The organism is Oxalobacteraceae sp. CFBP 8761, from assembly GCA_014841595.1.
Taxonomy (GTDB): Bacteria; Pseudomonadota; Gammaproteobacteria; order Burkholderiales; family Burkholderiaceae_D; genus Telluria.
Window position 1 is genome coordinate 1,469,647 of record JACYUE010000001.1, and the last position, 21,110, is coordinate 1,490,756.

Here is a 21,110-nt window from a genome sequence, read left to right on the forward strand (position 1 = left end):
AGTCGGTGACTTTTCAGTCCGGTAAGTTGCCAGGCTGAAGCGAACCGCCGAGTTCGGCCAAAAGGGGGCCTTTCCTATGGCACTTCGTGGGTTGCTTTTGCTGATGGTCGACGTTGCCATAGCGAATGTAGCGACATCGACATGATAAGCCAGAGCACAACATCAATGCTCATTCGGCCGATGAACAGGTCATCGTCACCGGTAATCCCCATCAAAAGATGGACGGACCCGGCCGGAGACCTCCCGTACCCATCGACCAGATAAGTGATGGGCCAACCCGCAGCTACCGCCAAGCAGCCTTTCGAGCAGTAATCGCTCGCTTCTTTTACCTGTAAAACCTTGTAAGGAAATGCTGAGGAGAGCAGCGTAATGGCTAAAGCAATGCAGAGATGTTGAGTCACGCGCTTGGTCATAGACATGGCCTAAACTGGTGGCGGAGGCGTGTCCTTATCGTCGATGGACTTGGACCCGCATGGAATCGCCACATTAGCAGGATACTCCGCTCCATAGTTCGCTAAGGGGCGGTAGCGGCCTGTCGTGACAGTCAGTGCTTTTTCAAGCCAGGCAACCTGCTAAGCAGACGTAAGCTGCCGGGTTCGGCCAGAAGCGGACCTTGCCTGTCTGCTTGGTTGATGCCATGATCGCAACATGTTTACTCCCAACCTTGGAGGCCACGCGACATGATTCAAAAATTTCTATCATTGGTTTTTGGTTTATCTGCGGCCTCGGTTGCTTGCGCGCAGCCAGCTCAATCGTTTGACACGAGTGCAACCAATCTGATGGTTGTATTGCGAGAGTCGGAAGGCGCAAACAAGCGGGAAGAATCGTTGGTCCCGATGGGGAAGATTAAGGGCAGGCTTCCCGATGGAAGGGAAATCGAAGTAGAAACATCTTGGTACTCGTACGTTGGGGACATGCACGTGCGGTTTGTGTTTGATACGCCTACGTCAATGCCCAGTGCGTCTGCAGATGATTTAAGGCGGCTTGGACTTACGCCAGAGGCAGCACTGAAGCTTTCTGTTGCAAATATCAAGCGAGTGTATGGTGCCCCAAAGGCGATCCCTTGGGACGACTTGATGCAGGTTTCCGGAAAATCACCAGATCTCAACAGCAGCTACTTTCTCGATCATGAATTCTGGTCACACCTGCTGAAGCAACACCCCGGGGGCATCGTCGCTGCCGTTGTAAAGCGCGGTGGCTTGCTCTATTCACCGCTCTCAAATGAAAAAGCAGTCAATGGAATGCGCAAGGCCGTCGGACAACTGCACTCGAGCAGTGGACAGATGCGGATCTCGTCTGCACTCTACCTCTTTAAAGATGGCAAGTGGTCCGTATTCCAAGACCCGTTGCCACGATAGCGCTGCAAGCGGATGTAGATCGATAAGCCTCTAGCTGAGTGATGGGTCTGCTTCGGGTCGGTACCGGCCTGTCGCAACTCAGACAAACAACCTTGATCCTGCATGTTGCAAAAATGAAATACTTGTGTCAGTCTTATTGGCTATTACGCCATTTTCACTCTTTAGGAAAGCCTAGTTGTGAACAAGATTATTCAAGAAGCAACGCGGCATTACAAAATACTCCCGTTGTCCGGCCGCGTGCTTGTCCACTCCACAATCATCGTTGTAGTGCTAAATTTGGCAGTCAAAGTTGGCGAAACAATTTGACGCGCGTTTTATTATTCCACGCACTAAAACCTGAAGCAGTAACACGTGCTCACATGACTTAGCTTCAAGACCGAATGTGGGCTTTGAATGGGCACCGGCCTGTCGCGGCCACGACTGGATTTTCACCCGACCAACCTGCCACGCTGACTTGATCGGTCGGATTCGGCCAGAACCGCACCTTCGATGATTGGCATTGTAAGGTCAGGGCCGAACCTCTGACCCAACCGGAATTTGTATGTGCAAACACAGTCATCGTCACGCGAACGCCTGGAAAAACATGACAAACCAGCATGGCGAAGTGGATTTGGTTAGCAAGCGAATGCGGCCTCAACCTTATACGCCTGGCCATCGGAACTACCTTCTTCCGTTAGATCAGGCAGTCCATGAACTACGTCCTCTCATGAAGAGTTGGGCACGACGCTTAGTTGTCTTAGCAGCGTTATCCTTGGTCATATATGGATTTCACGGACTGCTTGTGGATGACATCTACATACCTGGCAAAAGGACTCCGGGTCATCACTATCGCGGGGCATCGGCTTTTGTAGCCTTACCGATGATTATCAGCTTTGCCAGTGTGTTAATTACTGTTGTATTTGCTCGCTATGATCCGAAGCAAAACACTTTGGTCGCGGGACGATTTGCGAAGCTCCTTCTGACTGGGTCAGTCATTTCAATACTGGGTGGAATCGCGATGTTTCTTAGCTACTGAACATTCACCGCTGAAGGTTCGGAATCGGTCGGATTCGGCGCGTGCCTAAAATGCGGGCAGAAAATCACTATCGGTGTTAGCAGAAAAGCGTTTGCTTTCATCGCCCCGTTCATCGTTTTCTAACTTGGCTAACTTAGAACTGGTTCCCGCCTGTAATCTTGGGGCTCGGTGCAGGTGTCTCATTTGGCTGATGGTTGTCAAGCTGGACAAAGCAACCTGAATGAATCCTCTCATACGCCGCGTCTGGTCGGAACCAGACGGTCGCCCAGCAGGGATTGGCCAGAAGCGGTGGTCGCTGAACATTTAAAAAACCTCTACCAAGGGAGTGCTTCCGCGGGAATTGGTGGGGGATATGTAGCTGAAAGCGCCTTGTTTGTAGTGTGTCTCACTTCACTGTTGCAAGCTATGCACCTTGAAACTCCGGTATGCGATTGCGGCTAACTTTATTGCTAGTAGACAGCCGATCGCGACAACGCGCTAGCCGACGCCGTCCAGCAACGTGTAAAGCTGCGCGATATCGATCGGCTTGACCAGGTGATGGTCGAATCCGGCCTGCAGGATCTGCTGGCGGTCGCTCTCCTGGCCATAGCCGGTGATGGCGATCAGCAGCGCGTGGGCGGTGCCGGGGCGGGCGCGCAGGCGGCGCGCCAGTTCGAGGCCGTCGATGCCGGGCAGGCCGATATCGAGCAGGCATACCTGCGGCGGGTTGGCCAGCGTGGCGGCCAGTGCCTCGAGCGGATCGTGTTCGACCTGCACCTGGTGCCCGTTTGCTTCCAGCAGCATCGCCAGCATGACGGCAGCGTCGATATTGTCGTCGACAACCAGCACGCGCAGCAGCGCCGTGTCCGCGCCCGGCTGCGCATCGGGCATTGGCGCAGTCGCCGCCGGCGCATGGATAAGCGGCAGGCAGACCGAGAACCGGCTGCCCTGGCCCGCGCCTGCGCTGTCGCAGGCGACTTCGCCCCCATGCAGCCCGATCAGGCTTTTCACGAGCGCCAGGCCCAGCCCCAGTCCGCCCGATGAGCGGTCCGAACTGCGCTCGGCCTGCGTGAACAGGTCAAAAGCGCGCGCTGCCAGCTCGGGCGCCATGCCGATGCCGTTGTCGAGGACGTCGATATGCAGCCGGTCGCCGCGCGCGAAGGCGCTGACGGCGAGGCGACCGCCTTCGGGCGTGTACTTGGCGGCGTTGCCCAGCAGGTTGGCGACCACCTGCACCAAGCGCTTGCGGTCTCCCAGCACCTGCGTGCCGGGCGGGGGCAGGTTCAGCGTCAGCGAATGGCCACGTGAATCGATCAGCGGCGTGACCTGTTCCACCGCTTCGTGCAGCACGGCGCCCACGTCCAGCACGGTCTGGTCGAGCTCCACCAGCCCGCGGGTGACGCGCGAGACGTCGAGCAGGTCGTCGATCAGCGCCGTCATGTGTTTCACCTGGCGCCCGATAATCTGGCTGGTGCGCTTGAGCATGCCGTCGTCGAGCTTCGTGCGCTGCAGCAGTTCGGCCGCTGCGCCGATCGGCGCCAGCGGGTTGCGCAACTCATGCGACAGCATCGCGAGAAACTCGTCCTTGCGACGGTCGGCTTCGCGCAGCTTGTCTTCCCATGCCTTGCGCTCGCTGATGTCGCTGGCCGCGCCAATCCATTCATAGAGTTCGCCAGCCGCGTCGAACATCGGCACGGCGCGCGACAGCGTCCAGCCGCAACTGCCGTCGCTGCGCCAGACCCGGTGCTCGAGTTCCAGAACCGCGCCGCCCTCCATTGCCCGTGCGATCCCGGCCTGGACGAGCGCATGGTCGCCGGGCGGAATGTAGTCGTCAAGCCAGTTGCCCGTGGGGGACTCCGTGTCCTTCATGAAGCCGCGTCCTTCGAGGCGGCGCATCTCGGACCAGTCGGCGCTCATGCGGTAGATGACGTCGGCCGTCGCATTGGTCAGCGCGCGGAAGCGTTTCTCGCTTTCGCGCACGGCCGCTTCGGAATTGACCTGGTCGGTGACGTCGATATTGCTGTGTGAAATGCAGACCAGTTCACCATTGGCGCCGAAGATCGGCGTGCTGGTGGCGGTCCAGAAGCGTTCTTCGAACCCCGTTTCGCCATTGGGCAGCACGACCGGAATCGGATAGCGGATGGCGGGCAGGGTGTCGGGATGCCTGCTGGTGCGGACCCGGGCCAGGGAGTCGCGCAGCAGCACTTCGCCGGAATCGCCAGGGTCGGCCGGATTGCTGGGGAATGCCGTGAACAGGCTGAGGCCCACGAGTTCAGTGCGCGTGCGCGCCGAGGCCTTCAGGAACGCGTCGTTCACGGCCAGGATCGTCGCTTCGGGCGTAGGAGACAGCAGGTAATGCCCGAAGGGCGATCGGTTGAAGACAGACTCGAACAGGTTGGTGGGCAGCATCGATGTTCGACAAATGGTTGCAAAAGGTTAAATAATTATAGGCCACATTTGACGGATGCTGCACCAATTCCAAATGTCAGCTGTGGCCTTTGATCATTCGGCGACGCGTACCACCAGCTTGCCGAAATTCTTGCCGTCAAGCAGGCCAATGAACGCCTCGGGCGCCTTGTCCAGCCCTTCGACGATGTCTTCACGGTAGCTCAGCGAACCATCCTTGATCCAGCCTGCGGCTTCTTTCAGGAAGGTTGGCTCGAGCCGCTCGACAAATTCGTTCTGCAGGAAGCCGCGCACGGTCAGGCTCTTGAACAGCGTGAGGCTCAGGTCGATCGAGGCGCCCGCGCCGGCATCGTTGTAATGCGACACCAGGCCGCACACGGGAATGCGCGCGAAGTTGTTCAGCAGTGGCTTGACGGCCTCGAGCACCTGGCCGCCGACGTTCTCGAAATACACGTCGATGCCGTCCGGGCAGGCCTTGGCCAGCTGCTCGGCGAAGTCCGGTGCGCGGTGGTCAACGACAGCGTCGAATTTCAGCTCGTCCTTGATGAACGCGCATTTCTCGGGCCCGCCGGCGATGCCCACGGCGCGTGCGCCCTTGATGCGGGCGATCTGGCCGACGACCGAGCCGACGGCGCCGCTGGCGGCGGCCACGACGACGGTTTCACCTTGCTTCGGCTGGCCGATTTCGAGCAGGCCGGCATACGCCGTAAAGCCTGGCATGCCGAGCACGCCGACGGCGGTGGACACAGGCGCGCTGTCCGGATCGACGCGGCGCAGATTGCTGCCGTCCGAGATGGCAAACGATTGCCAGCCGGAGTAGGCCACGACGATGTCGCCTTCTTTCCAGTCCGGGTGGTTCGACTGCTTGACGCGGGCGACGGTGCCGCCGACCATCACGTCGCCCAGCTCCAGGGCGGCGGCGTAGGTGGCGGTGCCGTTCATGCGCGTGCGCATGTACGGGTCGAGCGACAGGAACAGTGTTTCAAGCAGCAGTTCGCCAGCGCCCGGTGTCGGGATCGGCGCATCCTCGATACGGAAGTTCTCTGCGGTCGGCTTGCCCTTCGGGTGCGACACGAGGACGATGCGGCGGTTGGTTGTTGCGGTCATGTGGAGAGCTCCTTGAAGTGGATCGGATGGCATAGCATAAAGAACCTTGGCCGATGCTGCCCACGCGCCACACCCGATCGTTGAAACTGGCCGCCAGGCAATGTCATACGGCGCGAAACGGAAGGGCGTGCGTATAATCGCCATACGTTTGCCCTATCACTACAGAAAAAACAACTCATGGCCTCTTCTTCCGACAACATCAGCATGGCGGTGTTCTGCGACTTTGAAAACGTCGCACTGGGCGTTCGCGACGCCAATTACGAAAAATTCGACATCAAGCCAGTGCTGGAACGCCTGCTGCTCAAGGGCAGCATCGTGGTCAAGAAGTCGTACTGCGACTGGGACCGCTACAAGGGCTTCAAGGCGGCGATGCACGAGGCGAACTTCGAGCTGATCGAGATCCCGCACGTGCGCCAGTCGGGCAAGAATTCGGCCGACATCCGCCTCGTCGTCGATGCACTCGATCTGTGCTACACGAAGTCGCACGTGAACACCTTCGTCATCATCAGCGGCGACTCCGACTTCTCGCCGCTGGTCTCGAAGCTGCGTGAAAATAACAAGCAGGTGATCGGCGTGGGCGTCAAGCAGTCGACCTCCGACCTGCTGGTGGCAAACTGCGACGAATTCATTTTCTATGATGACCTCGTGCGCGAACAGCGCCGTACCGCCGCCAAGCGCGACGAGCGCAAGGCCGCGCCACAACCGCGCCGCTCGAATGCCAGCAACAACACCAACACGAATGTCGGCGACGACAAGCGCAAGGAAGAACTCGAAGCGCGCAAGGTGCAGGCGCTCGACATGGTGGTCGAGACGTTCGACGCGCTCACGTCCGAGCGCGGCGACACCGGCAAAATCTGGGCCTCGCTGCTGAAAGACACGCTCAAGCGCCGCCGTCCCGATTTCTCGGAAACCTATTACGGCTTCCGCACCTTCGGCAACCTGCTCGAAGAAGCGCAGACCCGTGGCCTGTTCGAATTCGGCCGCGACGAAAAATCCGGCACCTATGTGTTCCGCAGCGCGCATGCGGGCAATGTGGCGTCCAGCCAGGAAGCGCAGCAGGACGGCACGCAGGCGCCGGACGCCGTGGTGCAGGACATGCTCGATGCGGCAGCGCCGGTCGAGGGCAACGACGAGCCGGTCAAGAACGATGGCCGTCGTGGCCGTGGCCGCGGTGGCCGCAAGGGCGGTAACCGCAATGAAGCGTCGAACGTGCCGGCGCTGATGGAACCGGTGGCGGTTGAGCCGGAACCACAGGAAGAACTGTTCGAGGAACCGGCAGCGCAGCCAGAATCGCAACCGCAATCGCAACTGGAATCGCAACCGGCCAGGACCGACGGCCGTCGTGGCCGTGGTCAAGGCGGGCGCAAGGGCGGCAACCGCAACGATGCGTCGAACGTGCCGGCGCTGCTGGCGCCGGTTGCTGTCGAGCCGGAAGCACAGGACGACACCTTCGACGAACCGGCATCGCAACCGACGCTGGTCGTGAGCGACGCCGAGCTGGTGGAAGCTGAAGCAGCGCCGGCGCCGGTCGAGAAGGAACGTCGCCGCGCGCCACGCAAGCCGTCGGCCAAGAAGCTGGCGGAGCAGGCTGCGGCTGAAGCTGCTGCGGCGGCAGCCGAAGCGGAAGCACAGGCTGCTGCGGCTGCTGAAACGCAGGAAGAGGTCGCGCCTGAGCCAGAGGTGGAGGCAGAAGCAGAAGACGCCAAGCCGGCACGCACCAAGGGCGCACGTCCGGCGCGCAAGGCCGCACCGCGCAGCCGTCGTCCAGCCAAGCCAAAGGCCGGTTCCGACAACGGCTGATCACAGACTGCCGCGCGCCGCGCGCCCCTGCGCGATGCCATAATCACGACGCCTGCCCGGTTTTCGGGCAGGCGTTGTCGTTTGATGGAGCCTCGCATGCGCACACGTGCCGTCCTGTTCCTGCTATCCTGCCTGGGCGTGCCTGCGCTGGCCGCTGCGCCGGCGGACGTCGCCGCCGGTCATCCGATCCTGGGCATCTGGCGACTGACGGTGCCCGGCACCGAATGCGCCGAGACCTACCGCTTTCGCGCCGACGGCACCACATTCGTCACCAGCGCCGCTGAAGTCTCCGAAAGCGTCTATACCATTTCCGCGCAGCCCGACAAGCAGGGCTTTTATCGCCTGCAGGACCGCATCGTCAAGGACAACGGCAAGCCCGATTGTTCGGGCAACGTGATGAAGCCGGGCGCGCAGGTCATCAACTTCATCCAGTTCCACCCGTCGCGCACCATTTTCCTGATGTGCGCCGACCAGACCATGCAAACCTGTATCGGGCCATTCCGGCGGGTGCGCAGCGAAGAGGTTTGAGTGCCGGTTGCCCGGCAGTGTATATTGCTGGGCAAAACGATCATCCCCGGCTTTTCATGTCCCCGTTACTCCTGTTTTGCATCCTCATCGGCTACTTCGCCTTGCTGCTGGCCGTGGCTTGGGCCACATCGCGCGGCGCTAACAACGACAGCTTCTTCATCGGTAACAAGAGCAGCAACTGGGTGCTGGTCGCCTTCGGCATGGTCGGCACCACGCTCTCGGGCGTGACGTTCGTCAGCGTGCCGGGCGCCGTTGGCGCCGATGGTTTTGGCTATGCGCAGATCCTGATCGGCTACGTGATCGGCTACCTGGCCGTCACCTGGCTGCTGCTGCCGCTGTACTACCGCCTGCAGCTGACGTCCATCTACCACTACCTCGACGTGCGCCTTGGCCGGCGCGCCTACCAGAGCGGGGCCGGGTTCTTCATCATCTCGCGCCTGCTGGGCGCCACCGCGCGCCTGTACCTGGTGGTGAACATCCTGCAGGCGATCATCCTCGACAGCCTGGGCGTGCCGTTCTGGCTCAGCACCCTCGTCGTGCTGGGGATGATCCTGCTCTACACCTACCAGGGCGGCGTCAAGACCATTGTCTGGACCGACACGCTGCAGACGACCGGCATGCTGTTCGGTCTGTTCGCATGCGCCTGGTTCCTGCTGGGCGAACTGAATCTGTCGGTGCCCGATAGCCTGGAGCAGATGCGCTCGAGCGGCCTGGCAAGCGTGTTCACGACGGACCTGAACAGCCCGAATTTCTGGCTCAAGCAGATTGTCGCCGGCGCGCTGATCACCATCACCATGACGGGGATGGACCAGGAAATGATGCAAAAGACTATCTCGGTCAAGACGCTGGCCGACTCGCAAAAGAACCTGCTGGCGCTGACGGCCGTGCTGGTCGTCGTGCTGCTGTCGTTCCTGTTCCTGGGCGGCCTGCTGTACCTGTACGCGCCGACCGTGGGGGTGACCGCCACCGGCGACAAGATCTTCCCGGCCGTCGTGATGGGCCACCTGCCACCGGCGCTGCAGATCATCTTCTTGATCGCGCTGATCTCGGCGCTGTTTCCGAGCGCCGACGGCGCGATCACGGCGCTGACCTCGTCGACCTGCATCGACCTGCTGGGCATCAAGCGCAGGACGGATTTGACGCAGGCGCAGGCCGAGGGCCTGCGCCGCCGCGTGCACCTGGGCTACGCGTTCCTGTTCCTGCTGCTCGTGATGGGCTTCAAGGCGGCCGACAATCCCAGCATGATCGGCGTGATCCTCAAGCTCGCGGCGTACACCTATGGCCCGCTGCTTGGCCTGTTCGCGTTCGGCATGTTCACGGCGCGCGTGCCGCGCAATCGCCTTGTACCGCTGGTCACGATCGGTGCGCCGGTCCTGTGCGCGATCCTTGAGTACAATCAGGCGTATCTGCTCGGCTCTTACCGACTCGGGCTGGAACTCTTGATGATCAACGGCATGCTGGTGTTTGCGGGGCTGTACGCGATTTCGCTGCGCCACCAGGGCCGTCATGCCATGCAGTCTGCTTAATCATGCATCAACCTTGCTTGCAACAACCTTTTATGGAGTATCGATGGCCTTCAAGCCCCTGAGCGCCCTGCGGCGCGGGTTCGTCATGCTGTGGACCGCGCTCGACGTGACCCGCCGCACCTTCGTCAACCTGCTGTTCCTGCTGATCGTGATCATCGTCGTCTCGCTGTTCTTCAGCGGTGGCGTCAAGCCGCTCTCGAACAAGACGGCGCTGGTGCTCGAGATCCGGGGCGACCTGGTCGAGCAGTATGAAACCACGCTGCGCGACGCGGTGCTCGACAACGTCGGCGGCGATTCCAAACGCACCGTGCGCCTGCGCGACGTGATCGTCGTGCTCGACGCGGCAGCGCGCGATCCGAACATCTCGAGCGTCGTACTGTTGCTCGACGAGATGCAGGGCGGCGGCATGGCCATGCTGCGCGAGATCGGCGCGGCGGTCGACCGCGTCAAGAAGAGCGGCAAGACGGTCGTTGCCTGGAGCGGCAGCTACGACCAGAAGCGCTACCTGGTCGCGTCGCACGCCAGCGAAGTCTATGTCCATCCGATGGGCATGGTCATGATCGAAGGCTTCGGTGGGCGCCGCAACTACTACCGCGACGCGCTCGACAAGGTCGGCGTCACCGTCAACCTGATCAAGGTCGGCACCTACAAGAGCGCCGCCGAGCCGTACATCGCCAACGGCCCGTCCGACGCCGCGCGCGAAGCCGACGCCTATCTGTACAACGCGCTGTGGTCCGGCTACACGGGCCTGGTCGAGAAAAACCGCAAGCTGCCCGATGGCGCGATTGCCGGCATGATCGAATCGCTCCCCGAGCGCATGGACAATGCCGGCGGCAGCGCCGCCAAGGTGGCATTGCAGGCAAAACTGGTCGATGGCCTGAAAACCCGCGACGAACTGCGCGACCTGATGATCAAGCGCGGCGCGCCGGACGACGACAACAAGTCGTTCCGCCAGATCGGCTTCTACGACTACCTGTCGCGTCATCCGCAGAAGCAGTTCGGCGATGCGGTCGGCGTCGTGGTTGCCGCCGGTTCCATCACCGATGGCGACGGCGGCCCTGGCGTGATCGGCGGGCGCAGCATGGCCAACCTGATTCGTCAGGCGCGCGAAGACGACAACATCAAGGCGCTCGTGCTGCGCGTCGATTCGCCGGGCGGCAGCGCCTACGGGTCTGAACTGATCCGGCGTGAGCTGGAACTGACGCGCGCCGCCGGCAAGCCTGTGGTCGTGTCGATGGGCAGCGTGGCAGCGTCCGGCGGCTACTGGATCTCGATGGCGTCCGATGAAGTGATCGCCGACCCGGCCACCATCACCGGCTCGATCGGTGTATTCGCGCTGCTGCCGACGGCCGACAAGGTCGCCGCCAAGCTGGGCATCCACACCGATGGCGTGACCACCACCTGGCTGGCCGACGCCTACAACCCGCTGCGTCCACTCGATCCGCGTTTCCAGCAGCTGGTCCAGTCGAGCATCAACAACGTCTACAGCGACTTCACCACCAAGGCGGCGGCGGCGCGCAAGACCACGCCGGCCAAGATCGATGAAGTGGGGCAGGGTCGCGTCTGGACCGGTGTCCAGGCCAAGGAACGCGGCCTGGTCGATCGCCTGGGCGGCTACAACGATGCGCTGGCATCGGCTGCCGGTCGCGCCAAGCTGGGCAAGGATTACCGCGTCGTGTATGTCGAGCGTCCGGTGACGCGTGTCGAGCGTTTCCTGCAGATGGCGGGCGCCTCGGCGGCCCAGGCCATGACGATCCAGGTCAAGCTGGGCCTGATCGAGAACGCGATTCCGGCGGGCCCCGTGAACCAGGTTGCCGCCGATATGGCGTTCCTGTCAGAACTGACCACCGAGCGCAAGCCGTTTACGGCCGTCACGCACTGCTTCTGCGGTAACTGGTGATGTACGCTGGCGCGGGCATGCTCCACATGTAGCGACTTTGTAACTGATTGAGACAAGGGCGGGACGGGCGCGACACGCTGGTGTTGCGCCCGTTTGCTGTTTACGGCTGCCATTCAGGGGCTAACCGTGTAAATCGGTGTTAAGTGAGGTGGGAAGGTGCCGTTTCAAGGCCGGTTCTTCCCCTTTTCTATGTACGTTACGAAACATTCCATGTGAAATTCGCATGCTACAGTCGTCGTGAGTAGTAGTGCGTAGCACGCATTGACAAAAAAAATCGACAAGGACAAGCATGGACCAGCATTCTCCGATCCCTCCCGCCACCAGCCGCCCGCCGCGCAAGAAGCGCACCCGTGTCATTGGCGGCACCATTGCCGTGCTGTCGATGGCCGCCCTGGGCTATCTGGCCTGGACGCTGATCAACCCGGCACCTGCCAGCGGCCCGGGCGGACCGGGGATGTCGGCAGGCGGCCCTGGTGGCGGTGGCGGTGGCGGTCGTGGCCCTGGTGGCCCCGGCGGTGGCAGGGGCGGCCCGGCGACGACGGTCGGTGTCGCTACTGCGACGGTGGCCAACATCCCGGTCACCCTCGAAGCGCTGGGCACCGTGGTGCCGGCCGCGATCGTGACCGTGCGCCCGCAGGTCTCGGGTGTGGTCCAGAAGATCCACTTTACCGAGGGTGAACTGGTCAAGCCGGGCCAGGTGCTCGCGACGATCGATCCGCGCCCGTTCCAGATGGCGCTGCTGCAGGCGCGCGGCCAGCGCCAGCGCGACGAAGCGCAGCTCGACAGCGCGCGCGTCACGCTCAAGCGCTTCCAGACGCTGCTCGAACAGGATTCGATCGCGCGTCAGGAAGTCGACACGCAGGCCGCGCTGGTCAAGCAGCTCGAAGGTACGGCGACGATCGACCGCGCCGCCGAAGGCACGGCCCAGCTCAATCTCGATTACGCCACGGTGCGCGCACCGATCGGCGGGCGCGTTGGCCTGCGCACGGTCGACGTGGGCAATCTGGTCGGCAGCGGCGACACCGCCGGCATCGCCGTGATCACGCAACTGGCCCCGATCGACGTTGAATTCGCAGTGCCGCAGGATGGCTTGCCGGTGCTGCAGCAGCGCATCACGCAAGGCGCGAAGCTGCCGGCCACCGCGCTGGACCGCACCCGCACCGATGCACTGGCCACGGGCAGCTTCATCGCGCTGGACAACCAGGTCGATACGTCGACCGGCACCGTGCGCGCCAAGGCCCGCTTTACGAATACCGATGGCAAGCTGTTCCCGAGCCAGTTCGTCAACCTGCGCCTGACCGTCAACACGATCCAGAACGCGGTGCAGGTGCCGGTCACGGCGCTGCGCCATGGCACCGATGGCGACTTCGTTTATGTCCTCGACGCCGCCAAGCGCACCGTGTCGCTGCGCACCGTCAAGCGCGGCCAGGCGACCGTGGACAAGGTGCAGATCGCCAGCGGCCTGAAAGCGGGCGAGCAGGTGATTACCGAAGGCGCCGACCGCCTGCGCGATGGCGCCAGCGTCGTGCTGCCGGGCGACAAGCCGGGCGGCGCGCGTGGCGCGGGGCAGGGCGGGCGCGAGGGCGCAGGCCGGCCGGCGCGGGGAGCACCGCAATGATGGTGCCGTATCCGGCGCAGGGGAGCAACGCGTGAGTCCCTCGACCCCCTTCATCCAGCGGCCGGTCGCCACGGCCCTCCTGATGCTGGCAATCGTGCTGTCCGGCCTGGTGGGCTACCGCTTCCTGCCGCTCGCCGCGCTGCCGCAGGTCGACTTCCCGACCATCCAGGTGCAGACGCTGTATCCGGGCGCGAGCCCCGAAGTCATGGCGCGCACCGTCACCGCGCCGCTCGAACGCCAGTTCGGCCAGATGTCCGGCCTGACCCGCATGAGTTCCACCAGCGCCGCCGGCGTGTCGATGGTCACGCTGCAGTTCGCGCTGGGCGAGACGCTCGACGTGGCCGAGCAGGAAGTCCAGGCCGCGATCAATGCCGGCGGTTCGCTGCTGCCGACCGACCTGCCGGCGCCGCCGGTCTACGCGAAGGTCAATCCAGCAGATGCGCCGGTGCTGACGCTCGCAATCACGTCCGACACGCTGCCGCTGACTGAAGTCCAGAACCTCGTCAACACGCGCCTGGCCCTGAAGATCAGCCAGGTCTCCGGTGTGGGCCAGGTGTCGCTGTCGGGCGGCCAGCGGCCGGCCGTGCGCATCCAGGCCGATACCGATGCCCTCGCATCGTATGGCCTGGGCCTCGACACGCTGCGCACCGCGATCACCGCCGCCAATGCCAACAGCGCCAAGGGCAGCTTCGACGGCCCGACGCGCTCGTACGCGATCAATGCCAACGATCAGCTGGTCACGGTGCCCGACTACCAGAACCTGATCGTCGCCTACCGCAACGGCGCACCGGTCAAGCTGCTCGAGGTGGCGAAGGTCGTCGACAGCGCCGAGAACGTGCGCCTGGGCGCCTGGGCCAACATGAAGCCGGCGATCATTCTGAACGTGCAGCGCCAGCCGGGCGCGAACGTGATCGCCACCGTTGACGCGATCAAGGCGCGCCTGCCCGAACTGCAGGCCGGCTTGCCGAGCGCGCTGCGCATGGATGTGCTGAGCGACCGTACCACGGGTATCCGCGCCTCGGTCAAGCACGTGCAGATCGAGCTGGTGCTGGCCGTGATCATGGTGGTGCTGGTGATCTTCGCGTTCCTGCACGACCTGCGCGCGACCGTGATTGCCAGCCTGGCCGTGCCGATCTCGCTGATCGGCAGCTTCGGCGTGATGTACCTGCTCGGTTACAGCCTGAACAACCTGTCGCTGATGGCGCTGACGATTGCCACCGGCTTTGTCGTCGACGATGCGATCGTCATGATCGAGAACATCGCGCGCTACATCGAAAAGGGCGAGGCCCCGATGGCCGCCGCGATCAAGGGCGCCACGCAGATCGGCTTCACGATCATCTCCCTGACCGTCTCGCTGATCGCCGTGCTGATCCCGCTGCTGTTCATGGGCGACGTGGTCGGGCGTCTGTTCCGCGAATTTGCCGTCACGCTGGCCATCACGATCCTGATCTCGGGCGTGGTGTCGCTCACGCTCGTGCCGATGATGGCCGGGCGCTGGCTGCGCAGCCACGAGAATGAAAAACCAAGTCGCTTTGCCGTCAAGTTCCAGGCCTTCTTTGACCGCGTGATCGCGCGCTACGACGTGATGCTGGGCTGGGTGCTGAAGCGCCAGGGCTTGACCCTGCTGGTGGCCCTGGCCACCGTCGTGCTGACCGCCGTGATGTGGACGATCATCCCGAAAGGCCTGTTCCCGACCCAGGACACCGGCCAGCTGCAGGCGCGCGTGCAGGCACGCCAGTCGATCTCGTACACCGACATGGCCAAGCTGCAGCAGGAAGCGGCGCGCCGCATCATGCAGGACGAGGCGGTCGAGTCGGTCGCCTCGTATGTGGGCGTCGACGCAGCCAACAACACGATGCTCCATACCGGCACCATGCTGATCAACCTGAAGGCCGATCGTGGCGACCAGGCCGAGACGATGTTGCGGCTGCGCGAGCGTGTCGCCAATGTCGCGGGCCTGCAGCTGTTCCTGCAGCCGACGCAAGACCTGACGATCGATGCCGAAAGCGGCCCGACCCAGTACCGCTTCTCGGTCGAAGGCGCCGATACGGAGCTGGTCAACGCATGGGCGCGCAAGCTCACGACCAAGATCGGCACCTTGCCCGAGCTGCGCACGGCCGTGACCGATGCCGGCGCGACCGGCGCTGCCGCGTTCATCGACATCGACCGCGACACGGCGTCGCGTCTGTCGATCACGGCCGCGTCCATTGACGATGCGCTCTACAGCGCCTTCGGCCAGCGCATCGTCTCGACCATCTTCACCGAGACCAATCAATACCGCGTGATTCTGGAAGCGCAGCGGGACGAAGCGATGTCGATCGCCGCGCTGGGCCGGCTGCAACTGCGTACCGGCTCGGGCCAGTCGACGCCCCTGTCGGCGGTGGCCACGATCACTGAACGCCAGGCGCCGCTGCAGGTGATCCACGTGGCGCAGTACCCGGCTGCCACGGTCGGTTTCGATACTGCAGCCGGCGCCTCGCTGGGCGATGCGGTGGCTGCGATCCGCGCCGCAGCCGTGGACATCGGCATGCCGGCCTCGGTCAGCATGACCTTCCTGGGCGCATCCGGTGCCTACGAGTCGTCGCTGTCGAACCAGCTGTGGCTGATCATGGCGGCCGTCGTGTGCGTCTACATCGTGCTGGGCGTGCTGTATGAAAGCTATATTCACCCGCTCACCATCCTGTCGACGCTGCCGTCGGCTGGCGTGGGTGCGCTGCTGGCGCTGTGGGTCAGCGGCCAGGGGCTGGGCGTGATCGGCATCATCGGCATGATCCTGTTGATCGGCATCGTCAAGAAGAACGCGATCATGATGATCGACTTCGCGATCGAGGCCGAGCGCGAAGAAGGCAAATCGCCACTGGACGCAATCCGCCAGGCGGCCTTGCTGCGCTTCCGCCCGATCCTGATGACGACGCTGGCGGCGCTGTTCGCGGCGGTGCCGCTGATGCTGGGTACGGGCGAGGGCGCCGAACTGCGGCGCCCACTGGGCCTGGCGATGTTCGGTGGCCTGGTCCTGAGCCAGCTCCTGACGCTGTTCACCACGCCGGTGATCTACCTGGCGTTCGACCGCACCGCGCGGCGCCTGACGGGCAAGGCGCCGCACAAAACCGAGGGAGCGGGCGCATGAACCTGTCGCGCCCCTTCGTCGAACGGCCGATCGCCACGGTCCTGCTGACCATCGGCATCGCGCTGGCCGGCATTGCCGCCTTCTTCGTGCTGCCGGTGGCGCCGCTGCCGCAGGTCGACTATCCGACCATTTCGGTGTCGGCCTCGCTGCCGGGCGCGAGTCCCGACACGATGGCCTCGAGCGTGGCCACGCCGCTCGAGCGGCGCCTTGGGGCGATCGCGGGCGTCAACGAAATGACGTCCAGCAGTGGTACCGGCTCGACCCGGATCAACCTGCAGTTCGAACTGAATCGCCAGATCGATTCCGCCGCGCGCGAAGTGCAGGCGGCGATCAGCGCCTCGCGCGCCGACCTGCCGGCCACGCTGCGCAGCAATCCGACCTACCGTAAAGCCAACCCGTCGGATGCACCGGTACTGATCCTGGCGCTGACGTCCAAAACCAAGGCGCCGGCGGAGATTTTCGAGTCGGTCTCGAATCTCGTGCAGCAGCGCCTGGCCCAGGTCAAGGGCGTGGGCGAAGTCGAAATCGGTGGCGGTTCGCTGCCGGCCGTGCGGGTCGAGCTGGTGCCGTATTCGCTGAACCGCTATGGCGTCTCGGCCGAGGACGTGCGCGCCGCGATTCAGGCCACCAACCCGAACCGCCCCAAGGGTGAGATCGACAGCAATGGCAACCGCCTGCAGATCTATTCGCAGCCAGCCGGTGGCGATGGTCGCAGCGCTGCCGATTACAAGGACCTCGTGGTCGCCTGGCGCAATGGCGCCGCCGTGCGCCTGTCCGACGTGGCGACCGTGTTCGACGGCCCCGAGAACATCTATACGCTGGGCCTGTTCAACGGCCAGCCGGCCGTGATCGTGCTGGTCACGCGCCAGCCCGACGCCAACGTCATCGAAACCGTCGATGGTATCCGCGACCTGCTGCCGTCGCTGCAGGCGCAGCTGCCCGGGGACATTCAGCTGGCGATCGCGTCGGACCGCACCAACTCGATCCGCGCCTCGCTGCACGAGATCGAATTCACGCTGGTGCTGTCGATCGTGCTGGTGGTGGCCGTGGTCAGCGTGTTCCTGCGCAGCCTGCGCGCCACCGTGATCCCGGCAGTGGCGACGGTCGTCTCGCTGCTGGGCACTTTCGGCGTCATGTATGCGCTGGGCTTTTCGCTGAACAACCTGTCGCTGATGGCGCTGACCGTGGCGGCCGGCTTTGTCGTCGACGATGCGATCGTGGTGCTGGAAAATACGGCGCGTCATATCGAAAATGGCATGGACCGCATGGCGGCGGCCTTGCTCGGCGCGCGCGAAGTGGGCTTCACGGTGCTGTCGATTTCGCTGTCGCTGGTGGCCGTGTTCATCCCGCTGTTGTTCATGGGCGGACAGGTGGGTCGCCTGTTCCGCGAATTTGCCGTCACGCTGTCGGCCGCGGTGCTGATCTCGCTCGTGATCTCGCTGACGACGACGCCGATGATGTGCGCCTGGCTGCTGCGCCCCGAAGACAAGGACAAGAAGCCGGGGCGTCTCGCGCGCTGGTCCGAAGGCGGCTTTGCGCGCGTACTGCGCGTCTACGAACATGCCCTTGACTGGGCGCTGGCCAGCAAGGTGCTGGTCATGATCATCCTGCTGTTTACGGTCGGCCTGAACATCTACCTGTTCACCAATGCACCGAAGGGCTTCTTCCCGCAGCAGGATTCCGGCCAGATGAATGGCGGCATCCGCGCCGACCAGAGCATCTCGTCGCAGGCCATGCAGAAGAAGATTTACCAGCTGGTCGAGATCATCCGCAAGGATCCGGCCGTCGAAACGGTCGTCGCGTTCACGGGCGGCGGGCGCGCTGGCGGCGGCTTCATGTTCGTCAACCTGAAGCCGGTGAGCGAGCGCGATGTCGCGGCGCAGGCCGTGATCGCGCGCCTGCGCCCGCAACTGGCCAAGGTCACCGGCATCACGATCTTCCTGAATCCGGTGCAGGACTTGCGCATGGGCGGGCGCTCGAGCAACTCGACCTACCAGTACACGCTCAAGAGTGACAACGCGGAAGACCTCAAGCAGTGGGCCGCCAAACTGGCCGAGGCCATGAAAGGGCAGCCGGCGCTGGTCGACGTCGACACCGATCAGGCCGAAAACGGCGTGGAAACCTATGTCACGATCGACAAGGAGAGTGCAGCGCGCATGGGCATCACCACGCGCGACGTGACCAATGCGCTGTACAACGCGTTCGGCCAGCGCCAGGTAGCGAACATCTACGATGAGCTGAACCAGTACCACGTCGTGATGGGCGTGGCGCAAAAGTATGCGCAGTCGCCCGAAGCGCTGAAGGACGTGTACGTGCCGGCGCGGGCCGCTGGCGGGAGCGAGAACGTCGTGTCGTCCAGTACCGGCACGGCCGCCGCTGCCGGTGCTGCGGGCGCGGCGACCTCGGCGACAGCAAGCCTGACGGCGGCGCGCGATCCGTCCGGTGGCCAGGCGCTGGCCGACAACGCCGCGACGATGGTGCCGCTGTCGGCGATTGCCAGCTTCGCCGAGAGCGCCACGGCAACGTCAGTCAGCCACCAGGATGGCGAACTGGCCACCACGGTGTCGTACAACCTGAACGAAGGCTTCACGCTGACCGACGGCGAAGCCGCCGTGCGCCAGGCCGAAGCCGACATCGGCATGCCGATCAATGTGCGCGGCAGCTTCCAGGGCACCGCTGCGGCAGCGCAGGCGTCGAGCCAGGAGCAGCCGCTGCTGATCCTGGCCGCGATCGTCGTCATCTACATCGTGCTTGGCATTCTGTACGAAAGCCTGATCCATCCGATTACCGTGCTCTCGACGCTGCCGTCGGCGGGCGTGGGCGCGGTTCTGGCGCTCTTGATGTTCAAGATGGAGTTCTCGATCATTGCGCTGATCGGCGTGTTCCTCCTGATCGGCATCGTGAAGAAGAATGCGATCCTGATCATCGACTTTGCGCTGGAGGCCGAGCGTGCACGCGGCCTTACCGCAATGGAAGCGGTGCGCGAAGCCTGCATGCTGCGCTTCCGCCCGATCCTGATGACGACGCTGGCTGCCGCGCTGGGCGCTTTGCCGCTGGCGATTGGCTTCGGCGAAGGCTCCGAATTGCGCCGGCCGCTGGGCATCGCCATCATCGGCGGCCTGGTCGCCAGCCAGCTCCTGACACTGCTTACCACGCCGGTCGTGTATGTCTTGCTCGACAAGCTGCGCACCCGCAAACCCGATGAACACGCGTTGAGCCGCCATCCGCACGACGTCGATCCGACGCCGGGTGCCGGCCCATCGCTCGCCAAACCATGATGCCCATGCAAATCTCGACCTCCCTGCGCCTGACCCTCCTCGCCATGGCCCTCGGCCTCGGTGGCTGCGCCGTCGGGCCCGTTTACGAACGGCCTGCCGCGCTGCCGGCCGGCCCGGTACCGACAAGCTACGAGGGCGTCAACGCGCCCTTGCCGGGCTGGGAGCCTGCCGCGCCCGCCGACGCACTCGAGCGCGGTCCCTGGTGGCAGCTGTTCAACGACCCGGAACTCGATCGCCTGAGCCGTCAGGTGGAAGCGGCCAACCAGAACATTGCCGTCGCCGTGGCCAACTATGCCCAGGCGCGCTCGATCGTCGCGCAGCAGCGCGCGTCGCTGTTCCCGGTGGTGTCGCTTGGCGCCGGCGGCGACCGTGCCGGCGGTGGCAGCGGCGACAATAACCGCGGTGCCGCCAGCGCCTACCGCCTGCAGATCGGCGCAAGCTGGGAGCCGGACGTGTTCGGCCGCCTGCGCACGGCGGTCGATGCGGCCGAAGCCAGCGCCCAGGCCAGCGCCGCCGATCTGGCCAGCGTGCGCCTTGCGGCGCTTGGCGAGCTGGCGATCAACTACTTCTCGCTGCGCCAGACCGACGCCCAGATCGGCATGCTCACGGCCACCATCGAGGGCTACGAACGCGTGCTGCAGATCACGTCGAACCGCTTCGCGGCCGGCGTCTCGGCGCGCTCGGACGTGCTGCAGGCGCAGACGCAATTGGCCACGGCGCGCAGCGATGCACTTGGCCTGCAGCGCTCGCGCGCCGAACTCGAACACGCGATCGCGGTGCTGGTTGGCCAGAGTCCGTCGAGCTTTGCGCTGGCAAGCACGCCATGGCAGGTCGTGGTGCCGGCCGTGCCGGTCGGCGTGCCATCCACACTGCTGCAGCGCCGGCCCGACATCGCCGCCGCCGAACGCGATGTCGCCGTGGCGAATGCCGACATCGGCATCGCCCGCTCGGCCTACTTCCCGACCTTCGGGCTGTCGGCTTCGTACGGCAACAACACGAGCCGCGTGGGCGACCTGTTTTCGCTGTCGAACGCGGCCTGGTCGTTTGGCCTGTCGGCGGCGCAGACGCTGTTCAATGCCGGCGCCACCCGCGCCAGTGTCGAAGGCGCCGAGGCACGCCAGCAGGCCACCGTGGCCAACTACCGCCAGGTGGTCCTGACGGCGTTCGCCGATGTCGAGAATGGCCTGGCCGCCACGCGCGTGCTCGAACAGCAGCAGCAGTTGCGCGTCGAGGCGGCCGAAGCGGCCGGCTTGGTCGAGCAGCAGATCCTGAACCGCTACCAGGCGGGGCAGGTGAGCTATACCGAGGTGGTGCAGGCGCAGGTCACGGCGCTCAATGCGCGTCGCCAGCTGGTGCAGGTGCAGGCCGACCGTCAGACGGCGGCGGTGTCGCTGATCCAGGCGCTGGGCGGCGGCTGGACCGACGCAGAGGTGAACAACGCACCGCCAATTGTCAATTAAGCCGGGCC

12 protein-coding genes are annotated in these 21,110 nt (G+C 64.0%); 9 read left to right on the forward strand and 3 right to left on the reverse strand.

Annotated features, from left to right (window positions below):
- Positions 1-74: 74 nt before the first annotated feature.
- Entirely contained in the window at positions 75-413 is a 339-nt protein-coding gene (locus tag IFU00_06540) for a hypothetical protein (protein MBD8541945.1), read from the reverse strand.
- 267 nt (positions 414-680) lie between these two features.
- On the opposite strand from IFU00_06540, the gene IFU00_06545 reads away from it, so the two are divergent.
- Entirely contained in the window at positions 681-1,358 is a 678-nt protein-coding gene (locus IFU00_06545; GenBank protein MBD8541946.1) for a hypothetical protein, read from the forward strand.
- Positions 1,359-2,850: 1,492 nt separating this feature from the next.
- Here IFU00_06545 and IFU00_06550 read toward each other — a convergent pair.
- Both IFU00_06550 and IFU00_06555 read right to left on the reverse strand, forming a co-directional pair.
- Positions 2,851-4,761 carry a response regulator gene (locus tag IFU00_06550; GenBank protein ID MBD8541947.1) on the reverse strand — a complete coding sequence of 637 codons (1,911 nt, stop codon included), beginning with the start codon at positions 4,759-4,761 and terminating at the stop codon, positions 2,851-2,853.
- A gap of 93 nt (positions 4,762-4,854) precedes the next feature.
- On the reverse strand, positions 4,855-5,865 hold the full coding sequence (locus IFU00_06555) for an NADP-dependent oxidoreductase (GenBank protein ID MBD8541948.1): 1,011 nt from the start codon (positions 5,863-5,865) through the stop codon (positions 4,855-4,857).
- Positions 5,866-6,042: 177 nt separating this feature from the next.
- Between IFU00_06555 and IFU00_06560 the strand changes: the two genes are divergently transcribed.
- The 8 genes from IFU00_06560 (at position 6,043) to IFU00_06595 (ending at position 21,102) form a co-directional block, all read left to right on the forward strand.
- Positions 6,043-7,665, forward strand: coding sequence for an NYN domain-containing protein (locus IFU00_06560; protein MBD8541949.1), 1,623 nt, complete (start codon positions 6,043-6,045; stop codon positions 7,663-7,665).
- Between the two features lie 96 nt (positions 7,666-7,761).
- A complete protein-coding gene (locus IFU00_06565; GenBank protein MBD8541950.1) occupies positions 7,762-8,193 on the forward strand; it encodes a hypothetical protein in 432 nt (143 codons plus the stop codon).
- A 56-nt stretch (positions 8,194-8,249) separates the two neighbouring features.
- Positions 8,250-9,719: a sodium:solute symporter gene (locus IFU00_06570; protein ID MBD8541951.1), complete on the forward strand. Its 1,470-nt coding sequence runs from the start codon at positions 8,250-8,252 to the stop codon at positions 9,717-9,719.
- A 43-nt stretch (positions 9,720-9,762) separates the two neighbouring features.
- Positions 9,763-11,619 carry a signal peptide peptidase SppA gene (gene sppA, locus IFU00_06575; protein MBD8541952.1) on the forward strand — a complete coding sequence of 619 codons (1,857 nt, stop codon included), beginning with the start codon at positions 9,763-9,765 and terminating at the stop codon, positions 11,617-11,619.
- 289 nt (positions 11,620-11,908) lie between these two features.
- Positions 11,909-13,237 (forward strand): efflux RND transporter periplasmic adaptor subunit, encoded by a 1,329-nt coding sequence (locus IFU00_06580; protein ID MBD8541953.1) that lies wholly within the window; start codon positions 11,909-11,911, stop codon positions 13,235-13,237.
- A 31-nt stretch (positions 13,238-13,268) separates the two neighbouring features.
- On the forward strand, positions 13,269-16,364 hold the full coding sequence (locus tag IFU00_06585; GenBank protein ID MBD8541954.1) for an efflux RND transporter permease subunit: 3,096 nt from the start codon (positions 13,269-13,271) through the stop codon (positions 16,362-16,364).
- Positions 16,361-19,642, forward strand: a complete 3,282-nt coding sequence (locus IFU00_06590) for an efflux RND transporter permease subunit (protein MBD8541955.1) — start codon at positions 16,361-16,363, stop codon at positions 19,640-19,642. The genes IFU00_06585 and IFU00_06590 overlap by 4 nt, the downstream gene beginning before the upstream one ends.
- Positions 19,639-21,102 (forward strand): efflux transporter outer membrane subunit, encoded by a 1,464-nt coding sequence (locus tag IFU00_06595; protein MBD8541956.1) that lies wholly within the window; start codon positions 19,639-19,641, stop codon positions 21,100-21,102. The genes IFU00_06590 and IFU00_06595 overlap by 4 nt, the downstream gene beginning before the upstream one ends.
- The last annotated feature ends 8 nt before the right edge of the window (positions 21,103-21,110 follow it).

Bases quoted from the DNA above. Each gene is read 5' to 3' on its own strand.
- IFU00_06550 (MBD8541947.1), bottom strand. From the start codon at position 4,761: ATGCTGCCCACCAACCTGTTCGAGTCTGTCTTCAACCGATCGCCCTTC.
- IFU00_06580 (MBD8541953.1), top strand. From the start codon at position 11,909: ATGGACCAGCATTCTCCGATCCCTCCCGCCACCAGCCGCCCGCCGCGC.
- IFU00_06595 (MBD8541956.1), top strand. From the start codon at position 19,639: ATGATGCCCATGCAAATCTCGACCTCCCTGCGCCTGACCCTCCTCGCC.
- sppA (MBD8541952.1), top strand. From the start codon at position 9,763: ATGGCCTTCAAGCCCCTGAGCGCCCTGCGGCGCGGGTTCGTCATGCTG.
- IFU00_06545 (MBD8541946.1), top strand. From the start codon at position 681: ATGATTCAAAAATTTCTATCATTGGTTTTTGGTTTATCTGCGGCCTCG.
- IFU00_06560 (MBD8541949.1), top strand. From the start codon at position 6,043: ATGGCCTCTTCTTCCGACAACATCAGCATGGCGGTGTTCTGCGACTTT.
- IFU00_06555 (MBD8541948.1), bottom strand. From the start codon at position 5,865: ATGACCGCAACAACCAACCGCCGCATCGTCCTCGTGTCGCACCCGAAG.
- IFU00_06565 (MBD8541950.1), top strand. From the start codon at position 7,762: ATGCGCACACGTGCCGTCCTGTTCCTGCTATCCTGCCTGGGCGTGCCT.
- IFU00_06540 (MBD8541945.1), bottom strand. From the start codon at position 413: ATGACCAAGCGCGTGACTCAACATCTCTGCATTGCTTTAGCCATTACG.
- IFU00_06590 (MBD8541955.1), top strand. From the start codon at position 16,361: ATGAACCTGTCGCGCCCCTTCGTCGAACGGCCGATCGCCACGGTCCTG.
- IFU00_06570 (MBD8541951.1), top strand. From the start codon at position 8,250: ATGTCCCCGTTACTCCTGTTTTGCATCCTCATCGGCTACTTCGCCTTG.